Here is a 19,793-nt window from a genome sequence, read left to right as displayed (position 1 = left end):
TGAAACTACAGTATCTGGAAACTCTTTTATTATGTCTTACATCTTATACCCTTTGAATATACCAGGTATCCTCCTATATTATCTGAAAATTTCTTTCTTTCATTTTCATCCAGCTCATTCAAGAACTGTATGATTCTTTTTTTTAGTACGCCTCCTCCGGTTATAAAGATAAGAAAATTTATAGAATCTAAAAATGCATTATCATATTCTTTCTGCAGTTTCATATCTGATTCTTTGAAAATATACTCCATTGTTTCTACAGGGAACTCCTGCCCATAAGGCCATACGCCATTCTTTTCTGCGCTCCATTTTCCAACCCTATAAAAAAAGCTGTTTATATTAGGATTAAATGTGTGGACCTCCGGGGCAATTCTGGAAAATTCCTTAAATATTTTAATTTGCTCTTTTTGAGTAAAATGTTCCATAACTCCTGCATTCCATACTATATCAAAAGAATTATCCGCAAAGGGAAGTTCATCTTTTAAATTTATATTATAAAATTCTGCCTTAACACCGCATTTATCAAAATAATTTTTGCTTATATCAAGGGCTTTTTGTGAAAAGTCAATAAGCGTTACAGACGCTCCGTCAAGGGCCAGGCGCAGAGAAATTCTGCCGCTGCCGCTGCCTGCCTCGAGTATCTTCTTACCCTTCAATTCTCCAATCTCTTCTTTCAAAACCATATATATCTCTTCACTTATTTCATCCCACTCCTGGAACTCCCACTTTTCCCATAATTCATCCCATATAATGCTCTCCATATCCACAAATATCAGCTCCCTTTTTTTCTGAGCTTAAAATTGAAATGATGCATATTTGTTAATTGATAATCTTCTACTTCAAACCCGACATCATTGAATATTTCCAACAATTCATTTTTGTTAAACACATATATATGACAATCCTTCGTAGGAATGTTTTTTTCAGCGGAGGGCATATCCTTATAGTCTTTATAATACTCTGTAATTTTCCCATACCACTCTGCATCCGGTGTACTCAGGTAAAATACTCCGTCATCTGAAAGACTTTCTCTTATTTTTATCAATGTGGGTATTACATTGAAGTTAAAATGCTCTATGACCTCTGTCAAAAATATAATATCAAACCTGCACTCCCATGGAAGGGTATCCGTTTCAGCGTTGCATATTTTAAAATTCAAATTATATTTTTCTATTATATCTTTGCTTAAATAGGAGTCCAAGAAATCAATTCCATATATATCGCTTCCATATATTTTTTGCGCAATAATCAGCAATGTACCGTATCCACACCCTATATCAAGGCATTTATCTATTTTCCTTTTATCCTTTTCCTCATACATCCACTTCGATATACTATCCCAATAGTCTCTTTCTTCCTGCATATAAAATTTCCTGTAATGCAAATTTTCACATGAGTCCACTATTTCAGATTGTACCGATATTATTAGTTGAGATAGTTCTGTATAATCGGAATTAACAGTCATAATAAACACCCCCCTTTAAATTAAAACTGTTACTTTTTTAGTTTATTCTCAAAATATTTTCTATTAAAGTCTATTCTTGGATCATCGGGTATATATTGGGCAGCAAGCTCATTATGCCTGGAGGCAAGCTCATGTTCCCCTAATCTATCGTAACATACGCAAAGCTGTAAATGAGGAAGCCACGTCCAACAGGAATGATTCATCTGGCCCCAGCTTTCTTTTGGTTTTTCCAACTCTGATGCAAGTTTATACCAGAAAATTGCTTCTCTGTACTTGCTTAAGTTTAAGAAATAATATCCCAGGCGGCAGCAAAATTCTGCCCTGGGGCTGTCATATTCAAAGGATTTAAGAGTATACATCAATTCCCTGCTTCTATCTTTCAAATTATAATAGCAATCTGCAAGCTTACCACATGCTCCAATATTGTCCTCTACCCATCCCTGTCCGGTATTGAGAAATTTCTCATAAAATTCTGCCGCTTTATCAAATGTGCCGTGATCCCTCAATTCATTGGCATAATAATATAAATCCCTTGGTGAAAATTCTTCTCCCTTATTGAGCCTTTCCTCGTATATTTTTATATTTCTGTCAGACTCATGCTCAATACTTTCATGGATTACAGCAATATCAGAGTTTATAATATTGCCATAAACAGCAAGGTATTCATGGACAGCACCTATCCATTTAAAATGGCAGGCTCTCCTGACAAGCCGATTTCGCCTTAAGCTGGAAGTAACATTACCGTTTTTGTCATATGCCAGGTTATAATTCATTGTCACAGAATCCACTGATGAGTCCATGGCATTTTTCAATGCAATCAGCTTTTTCCTATCTTCATCATCAATTACATCGTCTGCATCCAGCCACAATATATACTCTTTTGTGGCCTTGGAAAAAGCATAATTCCTTGCAGCAGAAAAATCATTTATCCATTGAAAATCAAATATCTTATCCGTATATTTTAAAGCGATTTCTTTGGTTTTATCTCCAGAACCCGTATCGACGATGATTATTTCATCCACAGCTTCGTTTACAGAATCAAGGCAGCGTTTCAGAGTCTTTTCCTCATTCTTTACTATCATGCAAAGGCTTATGGTGACTTCTACTTTCCCAGTATGAAGCTTATTTGTAACGTCAAATCCCCATTTATCCATAATTTTTTTTCGGTTTTCAGTCAATAACTCATTAAGCTTTGCTTGCCCAAGTTTTTTGAATGTGGTATGGCCTATATGATGTATAAATGAATCCAGAGCAATTTTTAATTTATACCCTTTTTGAAGTACTCTATAGCACAAATCATCATCTTCATAATTTCCAATGCCAAACTGCTCATCAAAATTACCCACTTCATCGAGAATCTCTTTTTTAACCAGAAGACAAAACCCTATGAGGCGATTTACGGTCCTGTAGCAGCCAGCATTAATTTTGCAATATTGTTTTGCAAATTCATCAATTCCGGTAATATCCCTGTATGTTACGGGAATTTGCTGATAACCTGACACATAATTACTTACAGGTCCAACCATGCCATTTTTATAATCACTGTATAAAAGCCTCAACATGTTCTTAAGCCAGCCTTCAGTCACTAGAACATCATTATTTAAAAACAATATATTCTGTCCTTCGGCAACTTCTACGCCCTGGTTGCAGCCTTTAGCAAAACCCATATTTTCATTGTTATATACCGTTTTAATATCTCTTTGCCCTTTTAGATATTCAATAGTGCCGTCATCGGAATTATTATCAACAACTATTAACTCATATTCCTCCGGCGTATGCACTCTTATACTCTCTATGCATTGTTTTGTAACCTCAAGCCCGTTATAAGTCAGGATTATTATACTCGTCTTCATCTTAACCCCCAAAAGCCATTTTTATAGAATTAAAAATATGTATAGAGTATGTAGGAAGTCTTCATAAATTTTTTAGAAGACTTCCTTTCTTTATACTATTCTATTTGCAGTACATTCAATCGAATGTCTATTTTTACATAATCAAGGATGTTAATTCAGTTATTTCTTATGGGTCCTGTTGTTTTTGTCTATCATTACGGCCCTGTTGGTCCAGTTGGTCCAGTGTCACCTGTTGCCCCGGTTGCCCCGGTTGCCCCGGTTGCTCCAGTGTCACCTGTTGCTCCGGTTGCCCCGGTTGCTCCAGTATCACCTGTCGGTCCTGTTGCTCCGGTTGCTCCGGTGTCGCCGGTTGGTCCTGTCGGTCCGGTGTCACCTGTTGCCCCGGTTGCTCCTGTGTCGCCAGTCGGTCCTGTTGCTCCAGTTGCTCCAGTGTCGCCTGTTGGTCCTGTCGGTCCGGTGTCACCTGTTGCCCCGGTTGCTCCAGTGTCGCCTGTTGCTCCTGTTGCTCCTGTGTCGCCTGTTGCTCCGGTTGCTCCTGTGTCGCCTGTTGCTCCGGTTGCTCCTGTGTCGCCTGTTGCTCCGGTTGCTCCTGTGTCGCCTGTTGCTCCGGTTGCTCCTGTGTCGCCTGTTGCTCCGGTTGCTCCAGTGTCGCCGGTTGCTCCAGTGTCGCCGGTTGCCCCAGTTGCTCCGGTATCTCCGGTTGCCCCGGTTGCTCCGGTATCTCCTGTTGCTCCTGTATCACCTGTCGGTCCAGTTGCTCCTGTATCACCTGTTGCTCCAGTTGCTCCAGTGTCGCCTGTTGCTCCTGTTGCCCCGGTATCTCCTGTTGCTCCAGTTGCTCCTGTATCACCTGTTGCTCCTGTTGCCCCGGTATCTCCTGTTGCTCCTGTTGCTCCTGTTGCCCCGGTATCTCCTGTTGCTCCTGTTGCCCCGGTTGCTCCTGTTGCTCCTGTTGCTCCGGTTGCTCCGGTTGCTCCAGTTGCTCCTGTTGCTCCTGTTGCTCCGGTTGCTCCGGTTGCTCCTGTTGCTCCGGTTGCTCCGGTTGCTCCTGTTGCTCCGGTTGCCCCGGTTGCTCCAGTTGCTCCTGTTGCTCCGGTTGCCCCGGTTGCTCCAGTTGCTCCGGTTGCTCCAGTTGCTCCGGTTGCTCCAGTTGCTCCGGTTGCTCCGGTCGGCCCTACAATACTTTCAAAATCTATTTGGAGAAAAGGCGGCGTCGGAGTTCCATTGGCTGTAAACGCAATTATAGTATCGTTTATATCCTCTATACCGCGTATTTCAATTCCAAAATTAGGAGCCACTCCGAAGAACCATGCTCTTACAATTGGAGTAATGTCAATACTTATATAAGTTAGCAGGTCTGCATCCGTTATATTTCTGGAAATACCCGTCGGAGCCACTGCCGGTTGAGTATTCCATGTGACAGTCAATTCACTAAAATCATCAAGATTCCTGAATATGGTTGCCGGTTGTGGGCTAAGCTGGGCATCAGTCTTATCCTTTCTTCCTACGAAAAGATTTAGTGTTGCACTTACTATGGCAGTTAGCGGCGGTATTGCTGACAGATCAAATTTCAGAAGACTCCTGTAAGCATCAGGCAGTCCATCTTCCTGTAAATACTCACCGATAAACAGTACAGGTACAGACGCAAAATTAGTCGTAGGAAAAAATTCTGCTATATAGACATCATCGGTAGGATTGATATTAATTATCGGCATTTTCACCTCTCCTTTTTCGAGATTTGTCGGTTTTTATATTTTTTAGTCATCCTCTATTATACATATATGTTATTTGTAGAATCCTGCTACATATTTTTTATTTATTTTTCAAGTTGCAGCTGACTGCCTGCACTATGCTTTCATACCGACATTCCCATGTATGCTGCATCAACCAGTTATTTACTTCCTTTATATCAAACCGTACCGAATGTGAGAGATTATTGCCTACCTGCTGAATAAAGGACCTGTGGTCTTTTCCAATGGATACATAAGGTATATTCCTTGCCTCCGGTAAATTTGAAGATACTACGGGCTTACCAGCAGCCAGATATTCGTACATTTTTATGGGATTTGTTGCAAGGGTTATATCATTTATCTTAAAAGGTATTATGCATATGTCAGCATAATACAAATATCTTGGCAGATCATCATAAGGTATATGTCCCAGATGTTTTATATTGGTTATGAATCTGTTATCCACCCTTGGCGAGAATTCCACTCCTAATGTAACCAGTAATGCATGGGGGTAAGTCCGTGCAATTTTCTTTACTAGTTCATGGTCCACCCAGGATGCCCAGGCCCCTACATAGCATATGATAGGCCCGTTGTGGTTTGAGAATTCCTTTGGCTTCTCGGGAGTTTCATTTCTGAATTTCTGAAAATGCCTTATATCGCATCCATTTGGAATTAAATAATTGGGTTTGTAAGGATATTTTTTTTCAATCTGCCTTTTTAAAATGCCTGAGGTAGCCACCACCATATCGGCACGATTTACCATTATATCCAGATACAATGCCCAATGTGCGAAATCATCCAGATAATCGTATATGATAAAATCCGGTCGATATTGCTCCAAGAATATGCAAAGTTTAGACCAGGATACCCATATCAAAATCCTCTTGCCTTTTCTCTTTAAAGAAGGTATGGTATCGGTAATGAATTTTTTATTATCATGTACCAGATATAAATTTGGCTCAATAAGGGTATTACTTATATTTTCAGACTGCTTTAAACTGCAGAAATACACTTCAAATCCATGCCGGGCAAATTGCTCCATAAGCTGCTGAGGCCTTTGTTTCATCCAGTGCCAGTCGATGGTGGGCGGATAGATAATTACTGTATCCTTTGATAAATCATTCAAATCAGTGCTTATTTTACTGTTTCCTTTATCTTCTAAAGAATTTTCCTGGGATAACCTCTTAAATAAGGAAAGCGGAAGAAAGACATCTTTTATATCATTATATTGAGGCGGATACTCATTGAAATTAAAATTTCGTCTGCTCATAGTAACTCCCCTTTCATTTTTTAAAACATCATAAGTACCAATGCTTCAATTGTCAGTTCCTTACTTCATGATATGAGCAAAAAGGGGAAAGGTGATGAATATAAGCTACCTTCAAATTTGTTCTCTAAAGGAAAGCCATTTTATATGTCCAATGAAAATTGTATAAAAAAGATACATAAAAAAAATCATGCATAAAAAAGATTCTTCTGATCCGATTTATGCACGATTTAATGGTGCAGAATTTAATAAAATTTTCTTATCAACATCTTCACTTAGTTATAGCACATTTAAATATTGAGAATATTCCCCAATAAAAATACTCTTATTTTTTTCATATTCAGAACCGATAGTAACAATGCCTGAATCATGGATACACCATGGTTTACTTTGCTTCGGTATGACAACTTTATATCCTAATTTTCTGAACTCTAAACTCTGTGAAATATCATAAAAGTGCCAGCCATTAAATTTATCGCTTCTCCATGGTATATCATATTGAGTAATCATTAATAAACCGTCAATACATTTTACCTCTTCATATTCATTTTCTACTTCAGTAAATTTTAATATCTGCATTCTTCCGCTAGTATTGCCATACACTTTACCATATCTATACTGTGACTCCCACCATATCCCGTTGGAAGGTATGGTTTTTGATCCTGCTACTCCAATCATTCCTATATTATCATCGCTTTTAAAAATGCTGATAATATTTTTAACGAATTCCTTGTTGATAATAAATACATCCTGATGCATATATATTTTATATTTAGCATCCGATTCTTTCATTGCCTTATTATAAGAATCGGTTATTGATATACCGTCTTTAATATAAATATTTTCAACTTCATATTCTTCAGGGATTTCCATGCAATTTATATATTGCATAGCCTCTTCATATAATACTTCGTCATTTACACAGCAAATAAAACATATCTTTTTTTCATTATTCACATTTTTCCTCTCCTTGACTTTCCATATATTTTGCTTGCTAATATGCATGATATTTTTTCCGCAGCTCCATGGCATTGTCAAATAATCCATATTTACAGCATTCCAGCCATACAAGGGATATTATCTTTTCTCTTTCTATTATGTCATTCATGATCACAGCAACAATATCATCCATATATTTTTTATTATTAATCAACTCAATTACCTTCTCCATGCTTTCCTGTGTTTTTACTCCATTTTCTATCCTTCTTAGTAAAAACTTCAAATCCCTATTTGCATTCTTATCTTCTTTTATATTAGTTTCTGTCAGTGCCTTTGACAACGTATCTTCAACACCGGCTATATTTTTAGCTTTTATAATATATTGGTATGCCTCATATTGTGAAGTCAGATTTTTACCTGTCAGCTCATTTAACTGACTTATAAAATTCTCATCAGCCGCCGTTTTATATAATAAAGTCCAGAAACAAGCTAATATCTGATATCCGGTATCCTTAAACATTTTATCAATCTCGTTCAAAGTAAAAAATCTTAAATGCGTCCTGTCAAGTATTCCTGCTTCTTCATATGTCCAGTATCCATTTATCAGCCCTCTCAATACACTATAATGCATAATATTAGGAATGCTGGCCAGTACGCATCCTTCCGGCTTTATACATTTTTTAATATTTGTTAAAACGACCCATGGATTATTCAAATGCTCCAGGACATCCGCAAATATTATATAATCAAAAAAATTATCTGGATAATCCAATGGTTCATTTTCTATATCTCCTTTTTTGATTTCAGCAAAAGATTGAGCGATTTGTGCCGCTCCTATATTTAGTTCAATACCGTATATATCGGCATTTTTATATATATCCCTGATTTTAAGAAGTGTGCCACCACAGGCGCATCCTATTTCCAAAACATTAATTTTTTTATCTTTTGGAGTATCTATTAAATTAATAATTTCCTGCCTTACACCCGTTGAATACCTTAAATTAAACTTCCACTTTTCCTCGAATTTTTTTTCATTTTCAACTATAAGCTGATAATTGAAAATATTCGTATTAAAATGATAGATAAATGTATCCTTGCAAAGTACCAATGAATATCCCGCTATCCTTATTCTGAAAGAATAATCATCAGCCTCACAGATACCTGGTGTAAATCTTTCATCCAGCAAACCTACCTTATCGATAACTTCCTTTTTAATCAATAGGCAGAATCCATTAAGTCTAAGTTTTTCTTCCCACAAATCAGGGTTTGATCTATTATACTGCTCTGCAAAATCAGCTGCCTCATCAACATTTTTACAGGCTGCATCGATTACTTGATAATAGGGTCCACTATTTGTCACTGCACCAACGGCTCCATTTTTTTTCAAATTATATAGGCATGTTGTTAAATTATCCAGCCATCTTGGTGTAACTACAGTATCATTATCTAAAAGCAAAATATTATCTCCAGACGCAATTTTTATTCCATCATTAATCACCCTGCTAAATTTCATATTATCTTCATTAAATATTGTTACTATATCGTTTTGCTCCTTGAACCAACTTTTTGTGTCAATATTGGGCTTCTCACCAGCTACAATAATTTCATATTCCCCTGGATTTGTATATTTCCTGATACTTTCTATGCATAATTTAGTATAATCAAGCTTATCGTAAGCTAATATGATAATGCTAGTCTTCATATCATTTTTCCCTTCCTTATTTCATGAATTTAATTTAGCCTTATATATATTACTCATTATTTAAAAGAATGCTTATATTTACATGTGCCTTATACTCGAAAGGTATATGTTAATTCCAGGTTAATTTAAAAACAGGCATATCACAAATGGTATACCTGCTTATATACATATAATAATAATAATAAATTTAATTTCTATTTAAAATATCAGCCAGATTCATATCCTTTGCCAATTCGGAAGCAGTCCGCAGGGAGTCGAAGGTTCCGGCGTCTGTCCACCAATCCTTGAAAACATCATAATAAAGACAGCTGTTTTTTATATACCAGTTGTTTACGTCGGTTATCTCAAGCTCCCCTCTGCCGGAAGGCTTCAGTGTATTTACCGCTTCAAAAACCCAACTGTCATACATATAAATACCCGTCACGCAAAAATTGCTTTTAGGAAATTTAGGCTTTTCTTCTATACTCACTATTCTGTCTTTATTAAATTCAGCCACGCCAAATCTTTGAGGGTCTTTAACCTCATGGATTATTATCCTGGCACCGCAATCCTGAGATTTGAATTTTTCAACAAAATAGGCAATTGATTCATTGAAAATATTGTCACCCAGTATGACAACGCATTTGTCATTTCCTACAAAATTTCTGCATAATCCCAGAGCTTGTGCAATTCCCCCCGGCCTGTCCTGTATTCTATAAGTGAATTCAGCTCCTAAATCATATCCGCTGCCCAGCAAATTCACCACAGCACCCATATGCTCTTTGCCTGTTATAACGGCTATTTCTCTGATACCCGCCTCCTTTAGCTTTGAAACGGGATAATATATCATAGGATATCTCCCTATGGGAAGGAGATGCTTGTTTGTCACCTTTGTCAAAGGATAAAGCCTGGAACCGGTTCCGCCGGCTAATATTATGCCCTTCATAAAAATCCCTTCATTTCTGTATGGATTATATAATTCTGATTAATCAGCTATTCCGATACATAATATTCCTGCAAAAATTGAATGTGCCTTTTTTTAAACTATAATTATTTTATGAACAACATCTGCCTGTATTTGAATACTATATTGTGAAAGATGTCGAAGGATGTATGAGATTATGGGAAATGAGGTGATATTATGGATAATTTTTTTGAGATAGTACAAAATTGGCATGAAAAACTGGCTATAAGCCTTGTTATTTCGTATTTTTCGCAATTTCAGACATCTATTCTGGTATTGGTTATTTTGATTATGCTGGATACCATTTTCGGTATTTCCAATGCCATAAAACAAAAGAGATTTTATTTTTCAAAACTTAAGAAGCTGTTTAAAAAGCTCATAACCTATTTTTCCTCCATAGCCACTATTAGGCTGGTGGAAATAGGTGTTGCCTCTTTTATACAAACAAGCTTTCTTACCAATATTATTTCCAGCTTTCTTATCATTACGGAATCCTTGAGCATCCTTAAAAACTTAACTTTGTTGGGCGCACCGCTGCCTTCTGGGTTTTCAAAATTAATAATGAAATATTTAAGGATAGAGCCCTTGGATGATCTTTTAACCAGCAATACAAACGTTCAGAGCTATATATCCGAAATAATGGACATGATGGATTATCAGGTGCCGGGTATCAAGGATGAACCCATGAAGGTTATTTTAAAAATAAGGCTGGAGGAATGGGCCAGGTTCATAACCAGCCTGGACCTGCAATTTCTGGAGAACAATACAAAGGATAATGATCTCATATTCTTTCGTGTGGCGAGCTTGTTCAATACCGCTGAAGAGGTAATCAATACAAAGATAGCTGACGCAGGCATATCCGATGAATGTATAAAAACTTTCAATAATTGGAATGAGCCCCAATTCAAAAAATGGCTGGAGGGTATAAGGGAAGTATGCTACAGTGACATTTCCCCCGAAAGAAAGAAATCTTTGATTTTTGAAAAAATAATAGTAGCCGCATATCAGGCAATAGTAGATGTTCAAAAGGGGGAAGCTCTTTTATTTAAAAACAACTGCAAAAATTAAATTTAGCAGGCGCTGCACCTATTCCTGGTACAGCGCCTGCTCTTTTATCTTATTATGTCTTTCAGCTTATTTACCGATTGAGTCATAAGCTCCAGCATTCTTTCAAGCTCTTCAATGGCTTTTTGGCGGTCTTCATCACTTAATTCCCTTCCTGATGACCCTGGCTCCTCCGGGATTGTGCCATCATTGGGCTTAATCCCAAGATAGTTTAATATAGCTGAGGAAATATTTTTTACAAAGCCTTCCTGCCAAGTTTTATCCATTAACATATTCTCTTCATTCTCATTGGATATAAAGGCAGTCTCCAGTAGTACTGCAGGCATGGCAGTATATACAAGCACATAGTAACTGGCAGTCTTTATGCCTCTGTCTTTATTTTTGCTGTATTGGACGGCTGCATTCTGTATAGCCCGGGCCAACTCCATACCTTCTTTGCTTCCATTATAATAGTAGGTTTCGGTGCCCGATACGGATGTATCTGTAAAGCTGTTGCAGTGTATGCTTATAAAATAATCGCACTTGTTCTTGTTTGCTATATCACATCTTTCCTTCAGTTCAATATATACATCCGTTGTCCTGGTCATAATGACTTCTATCCCGTTTTTTACAAGCTCATCTCTCAATTTCAATGCCAGTTCAAGGTTTATATACTTTTCCAGGGTTTTCTTTCCCTGGGCACCGGGTGTCTTGCCTCCATGGCCTGCATCTATACATATTTTCATATATATCCCCCCTTGTGACAATAAATTGCCCTGCAATTAATTTTTAGTACATTTTAATAATTTTCCCCTATATATTATTCATAAAAATTAAAAATGATACGGAAAGGGGCTGTGCCTTTTAAACAACGTAAATGAATTGTGAGAGTTCTGAACAAGTTCTTGGTGATGGCAGAAAACACTTAAAATTTTTGATTGCTTGAGCGGTAAGAAGTTTAAAAATTCTCGTATTTTCAATGCAGGGAGCCTTAGAACTTGCAAAACTTGAACATAGCAATGCAAAGTTTAAAAGACAACAGCCCCTGTATTAGCTTTCCTTATTGAACAATCTTTTTAAGATACTTCTGCTTTCTTTAACCATTATCCTGTTATTGCTGTTGCTTCCGGGTATGCATATAAGCTCCAGTGAATCAATACCCTCATTATAATTTTTAAATTCCAGTGTCTTTATATCTCCCTTTATATCCTTGACATCCACCCAAATAAAGGATACATAGTCCTTGAAAAATTCATCCATATCCTCTTCTGTTTTTACGCTTTTATTGTTGATAGACATTACTGTATCTCCTGGTTTTATACCCATCTTTTCTCCGGGACCATCAGGTATTGTATCCAATACCTTTATACCTTCCGGTGATGATGAAAAAAGGGGCGCTCGCTCCAATTCCTGCTTCCTGTCCAGCTGTATCAAAAACTCATGGGCAAGAGGTGCGAAAAGCGCGGCAATATATTTAAATACATATATAAATGAAGAAAGTATTGAAAGTATCAAGAGCATGAGTGCAAATACGGCAAGCTTGAAAGATGTATCTTTACATTTATCCTTAGGCATGTAGGATGCCGTAAAGGAACCATGTCCCAATATTGCCGTTAGGGGAAGAGCAACAAATAAAGCTTCCTGCATGCGCTCCGGATCCATAAAAGGCCGAATGATAGGCCACCAGCTTGGGGTGGCTACCACGTCTCCCGTAACTTGCTCATAACCCATGAAAACTATGAGGGCTATGGGCACCGGCCAATATCGCTGCATGGAAAAGCCGCCGGTTATTTCGCCGTTCTTTCTCTCATAAAATACCGGCACTGCTCCGCGAAAGCCATCAACATAGATAAGCAAAGCTTCCATGAGGTGCAACGATGCTACCAGAATCATTATTCCGGTAGGGTCAATTCCCTTTATACCAAATATTAAGCTTACTAATGAAAGTATCCCTCCGGAATATGAGAAGCATAAAAATCTGGGTTCTATAAACATCAAAACCAGAGATATCAATATTAAGTACTGAAGGCCCATATCCCGGCTGAAGGAAATACCGATTATGGTCATGGGCATGCTTATTATAAGGCCGGCTGCAATACCCGACAATACCGAAGTTACCATAAGATTAGTCAAGTCATATTTAGGCTTGCCGTACACTATCTCCTGCAGCCTGATATTTTTTTTATATTGAAAATAAATAACCATCAATAATAATATAAACCAGAGATTTGCATCAGGCATCAGGACTGCAGATGCTACCGCGCTAAAGCATATCTTCAGCATAGCAAGTATATCCATATTCTCACCACCTATTTAATGTCAAGGGAAATATATGCTTATTTAGTCTGCTCCTCTACTATCTCAAGGGCTTTAATAAGCTGAACATCCTCCTGCCGTGTCAATTCCGACTTCCTCTGCAATTCTTCGGGAAGCTCCACCACCACATCGGGTTCGATACCCTTTCCCTGTATGGATATTCCGCTGGGAGTATAATATCTTGCTATTGTAACCTTTACAGCCGATTTGTCCCATGTAAGAGGTATTATTGTTTGAACAAGGCCTTTTCCGAAGGTCTTTGTACCAACCAGCGTGCCTGATTTTGTATCTTTTATGGCACCGGACACTATTTCAGAAGCACTGGCAGTACCGCCGTTTACTAAAACCACTATTGGCACATCTACTTTATTGGGGTCAGATGTCAATACTTCTTTTCTGTTCTGGTTATCTATGGTATATACTATTGTACCTTCACCTAAAAGCATATCAGCCACTTTTTTGCATTCGCTTAAAAGTCCGCCGCCGTTATCCCTCAAATCAAGTACAAGTCCTTTCATTTTCTTGATTTTAAGGCTTTGCAATGCCTGGTTGAAGCTGTCTGCCACATTTTCCTGATTAAAGGTGGAAATTCTTATATATCCAATATTATCTCCCATCATTTCGCTCTTGACGGGATTTAGTACAATGTTTTCCCTTACAATTTTAACTTCAACAGGAGAAGATTCTCCGTTTTTTATAACCGTAAGCTTGACCTCGGTTCCGGCCTTGCCCTTCATCATTGACACGACATCATTGAGCTTTTTACCTGTGGTGGGAGTATCATTTACACCGATTATTACATCACCGGATTTCATGCCTGCCTTATATCCCGGAGTATCCTCAATGGGGGATACAACGGTCACCTTGTCGTCTATCAGAGTGACAATAAGCCCTACCCCCGCATACTCGCCTTCCATGGCTTCAGTACTGGCAGAGTATTCTTCAGGGGTCATGTATTCGGTATAGGGGTCGTTGACTCCTTGGACCATACCTGCTACCGCACCCTCTATAAGCTTGCTCTCATCAATAGGGTCCACATACTGCTTTTCAATTATATCTTTAACCACAAAAAGCTTATTAAACTTTTTTATGAGTTCATTTTCTTTTTCCGTTACTATGTATTTATTCCCCAAGCCTACTGATATAAAATTTGACAACATGAATGTAGAAATATTTGTTACCAGTACTGCAGCAACTACCCAAAGAATCGCCTTTCTTTTAGTTATCATTCCAACACCTCGTATATTCGTATAATAGTGATTATCTCTAAATATTTTATTATATTTTCCTTATCATTATAACACTTGGCATTTTTTTATTCAAAATTATTGCGGGGAAGAAAAAAGATAAGGACAGTAATTCTTTTGAATTCTGCCCTTTAACCTTCTATTAATTTCCTATCAATAAATAAGGAAGAGAATCAATATAATTGCCGTCTTGCATAGCGCCGAAATGTATATGCGGCCCGGTGGATCTTCCAGTGCTTCCTGATAAGGCAATTTTCTGTCCTCCAAGGACTGTTTGTCCAACTGACACCAGCAGCTTATTATTATGTGCATAAAGGGTGGAAAAACCGCTTCCATGATCTATAACCACAGCATTACCATAGCCTCCGTAATATTTTGAAAGTATTACTTTGCCCGGTGCCATGGCATATACGGGAATATTAGTCAAGCGTGCCGTGCCAATGTCTACCCCCGAATGGAAAGCCCCTGCTTTTCCTGTTATGGGGTCTATCCTGCTGCCGTAATAAGAGGTTATTCTGGGGGATGAGCCGCTGGGGAAGTCGGACTTTCTTACAATAGCATACTTGCTGCCGTCATATACTCCCTGGCTGCTCAATAGAAGCTTAATTTCCTCTTCTAACTTTTTAGCAGCTGCTTCTTCCTGCTCTATAAAATTCTTAAGCTCGGCCTGCTTCTTTTCCAAAGCTACAATTCTGCTTTTTCTCTCATTGTTTTTGCTTACAAGCTCTTTTTTCTTCTGGTCCAGATTTGCTTTCAATGCTACTAATTCAGCCTTGTCCTGCTCCAGCTTAATCTTTTTGTTGTTTATTTCTTCCCTTTTAGCCTTCATTTCCTCCAGCATACTCATATCATAATCCACTACTTTTTGCATGATATCAGCCCTAGTTACGAAGTCGGAGAAGCTTGAGGATTCAACCAGCACCTCAAGGTAGCCCATGGATGTGCCGTTCTTGTACAATGCGTTTATTCTCTTTTTCATGAGTTCGTCCTGGCTGTTGTAATCTTCAATGGCAGCATCCAGCTCTTTTGTTGTCACATTTATTATTTGCTGCACATCGGCTATTCTTCCTTCCATTTCAGTTATATCATATTCCACAGTTTCGATATCCTGTTCCAGTGCCTTTACCTGCTTTTGATCTGCTGCAACCTGGTCCTCCAGGCTGTCGTATTCATCTTTTGCGCCTTCAATTTTATCTTGTATTTTATCATAATTGTTTTGCTTTTCCGTAAGCTCGTCTGCAAAAGCCGCAGCATTGAAAACCACCGTCATGGCTGCAACCAGAAGTAAAACCAATAGCTTCTTTCCTTTCAAAAGATACCATCTCCTTACCTATTTATTTCTCCAAAACTTAGGTTTCTTCAAGCAACAGATTACAAAAAGCTATCCAGTTAAAAACCATCCTGATTTTGATGGCCGAGCTCGCATAAGTTGGGGACATTCAGCCAATGTAAGGTGACGCTCCTAAAGGAATGTCACCAACTTATAGTTGTCCCCTTTCCTTTAAGGCTTCGCTTGTCGCTTTTTGCAATCAGTTGCTCCATAAGGTTTTGCTCTAAACTTTTAAAAATCTGCGGAGGGATATTATACTGCCTATGGACCCTAATACCACACCGACGGATATGAACATTACTGCCAGGTAAGGTACTATTTCAAAAGGGTCTACAAGCTGAATAATTGCAAATCTTGATATAGTTGCATCCACAGCTACAAAATATCCGTAGCCCAGTATTATGGCTGAAAACAGGGCTCCGAATGTACCCAAGAAAACTCCTTCTATTATAAACGGCCATCTGATGAACCAGTCTGTGGCTCCTATATATTTCATAATTCCTATTTCTCTTCTTCTGGCCATTACCGTCAATTTGATTGTATTGGAAATTAAAAACACCGCTACTATAAGAAGAATCCCCATCAGGCTTAACCCCAGGACCTTGATAAAGCTGGTAATTTGAATCAGCCTGTCCATTATGGAACGGGCATCGTTTATTTTATCAATTCCGCTCATAGAATTAAGGGTTTCAACAACACCGTCAACATACTGGGGGCCATACATTTTTATGATATAAGAGTTTGGCATAACCTCCTCAGGGTCAATATCGGCTACCAGATCAGCCTTTTCCCCCAATTGCTCTTTAAAATTCTCAAGGGCCTGCCTTTTAGATTCAAATTCTACCTCTTTTACGCCTTCTGATAATTTCAGGCGGCTTTCTATATCGCTTTTCTGTTCGTCCGTAATATCATCCTTTAAAAACACCTTTATCTCAACGCTGCCTTCGACATCTTTGACCACTGAATTCACATTGTACAACGTGATGAAGAAGACTCCGAATATAAGCAATGATGCCATTACAGTACTTATGGATGCAATGCTCATCATCTTATTTCTCATAATGCTCTGGATGCCTTCCTTGAAATAATACTTTACGGTATTAATCTTCATATCCATAACCCCCTTTTTGTTCATCCCTTATAAGGACTCCCTTTTCAAGGGCTACAACTCTTTTCTTCATACTGTCCACAATGTCTTTTGCATGGGTTGCCATAATCACAGTAGTTCCGGAATTATTTATATCCTTTAAAAGCTCCATGATACCCCGGGATGTTTCGGGGTCCAAATTTCCCGTAGGCTCGTCCGCTATAAGTACGGAAGGATTGTTAACAATGGCTCTTGCAAGTGATACCCTCTGCTGCTCCCCCCCGGATAATTGCCCGGGCAATGAATTGGCTTTTTTGCTTAAGCCCACCATACTCAATACCAGGGGCACCCTCCTCCTTATATCCCTAGAAGATGCTTCTATAACATGCATGGCAAAGGATACATTTTCATATACCGTCATTTCCGGAATGAGCCTGAAATCCTGAAACACCATGCCGATGTTCCTTCTGTAATATGGAATTTCTCTTCTTTTTAATTTGGAGAGGTTTACGTTGTTGACAATGATATTGCCTGAAGTGGGGTCTATTTCCTTGAGCATCATTTTGATGAATGTAGACTTTCCGGCTCCGCTGGGGCCTACCAGAAATACGAATTCGCCTTTATCAATCCTTAGGTTTATATTGGAAAGTGCCATTATATTTTCATTATATATTTTGGATATATGCGTCAATTCTATCATAATTTTTAACAGCTCCTGGTTTCGACAAGATTAATAAAAATTACGTCAAACCATCCGAACACCAAAGCCTCTTGGTAAGTTTTGTGTCGAAATGGTTCCACGGAACTATTATATCATACTTTATAGTTATATTAAAAACCTTATAAAAATAATTTTTTTTACATATTTTGCTATTGCTTAATTAAACTGATGAGTATACATGTAGAATATATAAAAAACCTATATCATGGTCGCTGATACAACCACGATATAGGTTTTTTAAGAAAAGCGTCCTGGCTTATTCCGCATCTATTCTTTTAAAGCCTTCGCCTAAGACTTCATGGGCATTACTTACGCTTATGAAGGCCTTTGGATCAACTTCCTTTATATAATCCCTGATTTTTATAAATTCCTTTCTGCTTATTACAGAATAAATTATTTTCATTTCCTTGTTTGTAAAGCCTCCCTCGCCTGAAAACAATGTTACGCCTCTTTCTAGTTCATTCATTATATATTCGGCGATAATATCGTATTTTGAAGACATTATAAATACCTGCATGGCGATGTTGAAGCCCTCTATGGAGTAGTCTATTATAAATCCGTTTAAAATGACAACGATTAGTGCATATAATCCCTTTTCAACACCGAAGGTATAGGAAGCCATTATGGTGATTATAAAATCCGAAGCCAATAGTGATTTGCCTATATCCATGTGAATATACCTGTTCATTATTTTAGCTATGATGTCCGTACCACCGGTGGAGGCATTTTCATTGAATATCATGCCCATCCCCAACCCCGACAGCATAGTTCCTATAAAGGCTGCAAGAAGCACATCTTTCGTTAAAGGAACCTGCATTGGATATATGTGCTCTAATGCCCATATGGCGCCTGACATCCCCAGGCTTGCATAAATGGTTTTAATTCCAAAGCTGCTGCCTAAAAGAATAAAGGCTATTATAAATAAGATGATATTCATAATCAGCATTAAAAGCCCTATATCCAGAAAAGAAAAATAACTGTTGACTATCATAGCCAGCCCGGATACCCCTCCGGCGGCAATGTCATTAGGTATGAGAAAAAAGTGCATGGCTATAGCCACAACTATTATTCCCAGGGTTATTATCACATAACTTTTCATTACTTTTTTCATAGTTATCACCCGCTAAACCTTAATCATTTACTACATAATTATATCATTAAATTTGCTGTGTAAATTTAATGTCAAAAATGATTTCCACGGCTAGGAGCTGTTTTGTTTTGAACACGTAATGAGCATTGTGAGAGTTCTTTAAAAGTTCTTGGCGACATGCCGCAGAAAATGCTTAGAATTTTAGATTGTCTGAGCGAAGCTAAGTTTAAAAATTCTTGCATTTTCAAGGCAGGGAGCCTTAGAACTTGCAAAACTAGAACATAGCGAATAGAGTATTCAAAACAGCGCACCTTAAAGCAAGTCCTAAAAATATAAAAGCTGTTGAAATATCTCAACAGCTTTATGAGGAGAATTTCTCTCCTTATATATCCTTCAAGCCGAAACTTATTTGTAATCCTTCGTTTACACTGAGCATAATCTGCTCATTTATGTGGCCTATTTTCTCTTTAAGCCTTTTCTTATCGATGGTCCTTACCTGTTCGAGTAATATGACTGAATCTTTGTTTAACCCGTATTCATCAGAACTAATTTCTATATGGGTTGGCAGCTTTGCTTTATTAATCTGGGATGTGATTGCTGCTACAATTACCGTAGGGCTATACTTGTTGCCTATATCGTTCTGAACTACAAGCACGGGCCTTACCCCACCCTGTTCAGAGCCGATGACCGGGCTTAGATCAGCATAATATATATCTCCTCGTTTCACCGTCATCGTCATCTATAACATCACACTCCGCAAGCCTTGCTTCATATTTGCACAGATCTATCTGATCTATGGCAAAACCAAATTCTGCAATTTCCTGGTTCATATTTGCCATTTCAATATAACCAAGTCTCATTTTTTCTCTGAGCCTGTGTTTTTTTTTCTCCTCAATATATAGTATTATAGCTTCCATAATAAATTCACTTCTATTTTTATTATCTTTCATTAAAATTTCATCAAATTCATCCAGCATACTCTCGGGGAGATCTACAATTATTTTTTTTGATTCAGCCATAAAATTACTAACCCCCTAAAACAGATATCTTATGTATCCT

General features: G+C 38.0%; 18 protein-coding genes and 1 pseudogene. 1 reads left to right on the top strand and 18 read right to left on the bottom strand.

Annotation, left to right across the window (positions count from 1 at the left end):
• Positions 1-29: 29 nt before the first annotated feature.
• The 9 genes and pseudogenes from OXPF_RS14135 to OXPF_RS14100 form a co-directional block, all read right to left on the bottom strand.
• Positions 30-761: a class I SAM-dependent methyltransferase gene (locus OXPF_RS14135; RefSeq protein WP_160317226.1), complete on the bottom strand. Its 732-nt coding sequence runs from the start codon at positions 759-761 to the stop codon at positions 30-32.
• 11 nt (positions 762-772) lie between these two features.
• Entirely contained in the window at positions 773-1,465 is a 693-nt protein-coding gene (locus OXPF_RS14130) for a class I SAM-dependent methyltransferase (RefSeq protein ID WP_054875867.1), read from the bottom strand.
• Between the two features lie 29 nt (positions 1,466-1,494).
• A complete protein-coding gene (locus OXPF_RS23165) occupies positions 1,495-2,547 on the bottom strand; it encodes a glycosyltransferase family 2 protein (protein WP_242854421.1) in 1,053 nt (350 codons plus the stop codon).
• Positions 2,548-2,679: 132 nt separating this feature from the next.
• Positions 2,680-3,318 (bottom strand): annotated as a pseudogene (locus OXPF_RS23160) (glycosyltransferase family 2 protein); the annotation flags it as partial.
• Between the two features lie 194 nt (positions 3,319-3,512).
• Complete coding sequence (locus tag OXPF_RS21880; RefSeq protein WP_201779724.1) at positions 3,513-5,033, bottom strand: DNRLRE domain-containing protein; 1,521 nt, start codon at positions 5,031-5,033, stop codon at positions 3,513-3,515.
• A 97-nt stretch (positions 5,034-5,130) separates the two neighbouring features.
• The gene (locus OXPF_RS14115; protein WP_054875866.1) at positions 5,131-6,318 is read right to left on the bottom strand and encodes a glycosyltransferase; all 1,188 of its coding nucleotides are present in this window, start codon (positions 6,316-6,318) and stop codon (positions 5,131-5,133) included.
• Between the two features lie 276 nt (positions 6,319-6,594).
• Complete coding sequence (locus tag OXPF_RS14110) at positions 6,595-7,362, bottom strand: glycosyltransferase family protein (protein ID WP_054875865.1); 768 nt, start codon at positions 7,360-7,362, stop codon at positions 6,595-6,597.
• Positions 7,310-8,956 (bottom strand): methyltransferase domain-containing protein, encoded by a 1,647-nt coding sequence (locus OXPF_RS14105; RefSeq protein WP_083479969.1) that lies wholly within the window; start codon positions 8,954-8,956, stop codon positions 7,310-7,312. Before OXPF_RS14105 ends, OXPF_RS14110 begins: the two co-directional genes overlap by 53 nt.
• A 187-nt stretch (positions 8,957-9,143) precedes the next feature.
• Positions 9,144-9,881: a sugar phosphate nucleotidyltransferase gene (locus tag OXPF_RS14100; RefSeq protein WP_054875864.1), complete on the bottom strand. Its 738-nt coding sequence runs from the start codon at positions 9,879-9,881 to the stop codon at positions 9,144-9,146.
• A 195-nt stretch (positions 9,882-10,076) separates the two neighbouring features.
• On the opposite strand from OXPF_RS14100, the gene OXPF_RS14095 reads away from it, so the two are divergent.
• Positions 10,077-10,967, top strand: coding sequence for a phage holin family protein (locus OXPF_RS14095; RefSeq protein WP_054875863.1), 891 nt, complete (start codon positions 10,077-10,079; stop codon positions 10,965-10,967).
• A 44-nt stretch (positions 10,968-11,011) separates the two neighbouring features.
• Here the strand turns inward: OXPF_RS14095 and OXPF_RS14090 are convergent, their stop codons facing one another.
• From OXPF_RS14090 to OXPF_RS14050, 9 genes are all read right to left on the bottom strand, one after another.
• Entirely contained in the window at positions 11,012-11,689 is a 678-nt protein-coding gene (locus OXPF_RS14090) for an N-acetylmuramoyl-L-alanine amidase family protein (RefSeq protein ID WP_054875862.1), read from the bottom strand.
• A gap of 304 nt (positions 11,690-11,993) precedes the next feature.
• Positions 11,994-13,241: a PDZ domain-containing protein gene (locus OXPF_RS14085; protein ID WP_054875861.1), complete on the bottom strand. Its 1,248-nt coding sequence runs from the start codon at positions 13,239-13,241 to the stop codon at positions 11,994-11,996.
• A 38-nt stretch (positions 13,242-13,279) separates the two neighbouring features.
• The gene (locus OXPF_RS14080; RefSeq protein WP_054875860.1) at positions 13,280-14,488 is read right to left on the bottom strand and encodes a S41 family peptidase; all 1,209 of its coding nucleotides are present in this window, start codon (positions 14,486-14,488) and stop codon (positions 13,280-13,282) included.
• Between the two features lie 160 nt (positions 14,489-14,648).
• Complete coding sequence (locus OXPF_RS14075) at positions 14,649-15,818, bottom strand: murein hydrolase activator EnvC family protein (protein ID WP_054875859.1); 1,170 nt, start codon at positions 15,816-15,818, stop codon at positions 14,649-14,651.
• A gap of 241 nt (positions 15,819-16,059) precedes the next feature.
• On the bottom strand, positions 16,060-16,947 hold the full coding sequence (gene ftsX / locus OXPF_RS14070; protein ID WP_054875858.1) for a permease-like cell division protein FtsX: 888 nt from the start codon (positions 16,945-16,947) through the stop codon (positions 16,060-16,062).
• Positions 16,937-17,623 (bottom strand): cell division ATP-binding protein FtsE, encoded by a 687-nt coding sequence (gene ftsE / locus OXPF_RS14065; protein ID WP_054875857.1) that lies wholly within the window; start codon positions 17,621-17,623, stop codon positions 16,937-16,939. Before ftsE ends, ftsX begins: the two co-directional genes overlap by 11 nt.
• 277 nt (positions 17,624-17,900) lie before the next feature.
• Complete coding sequence (locus OXPF_RS14060) at positions 17,901-18,755, bottom strand: YitT family protein (RefSeq protein WP_054875856.1); 855 nt, start codon at positions 18,753-18,755, stop codon at positions 17,901-17,903.
• Between the two features lie 361 nt (positions 18,756-19,116).
• Complete coding sequence (locus OXPF_RS14055) at positions 19,117-19,473, bottom strand: type II toxin-antitoxin system PemK/MazF family toxin (protein WP_341442588.1); 357 nt, start codon at positions 19,471-19,473, stop codon at positions 19,117-19,119.
• Complete coding sequence (locus OXPF_RS14050; protein WP_054875854.1) at positions 19,433-19,753, bottom strand: CopG family ribbon-helix-helix protein; 321 nt, start codon at positions 19,751-19,753, stop codon at positions 19,433-19,435. Before OXPF_RS14050 ends, OXPF_RS14055 begins: the two co-directional genes overlap by 41 nt.
• Positions 19,754-19,793 lie beyond the last annotated feature (40 nt).

Origin of the sequence: Oxobacter pfennigii (assembly GCF_001317355.1) — a bacterium.
Classification (GTDB): domain Bacteria; phylum Bacillota; class Clostridia; order Clostridiales; family Oxobacteraceae; genus Oxobacter; species Oxobacter pfennigii.
Note: the sequence above shows the minus strand (reverse complement) of the source record. Positions and strands in the feature narration are given on the sequence as shown.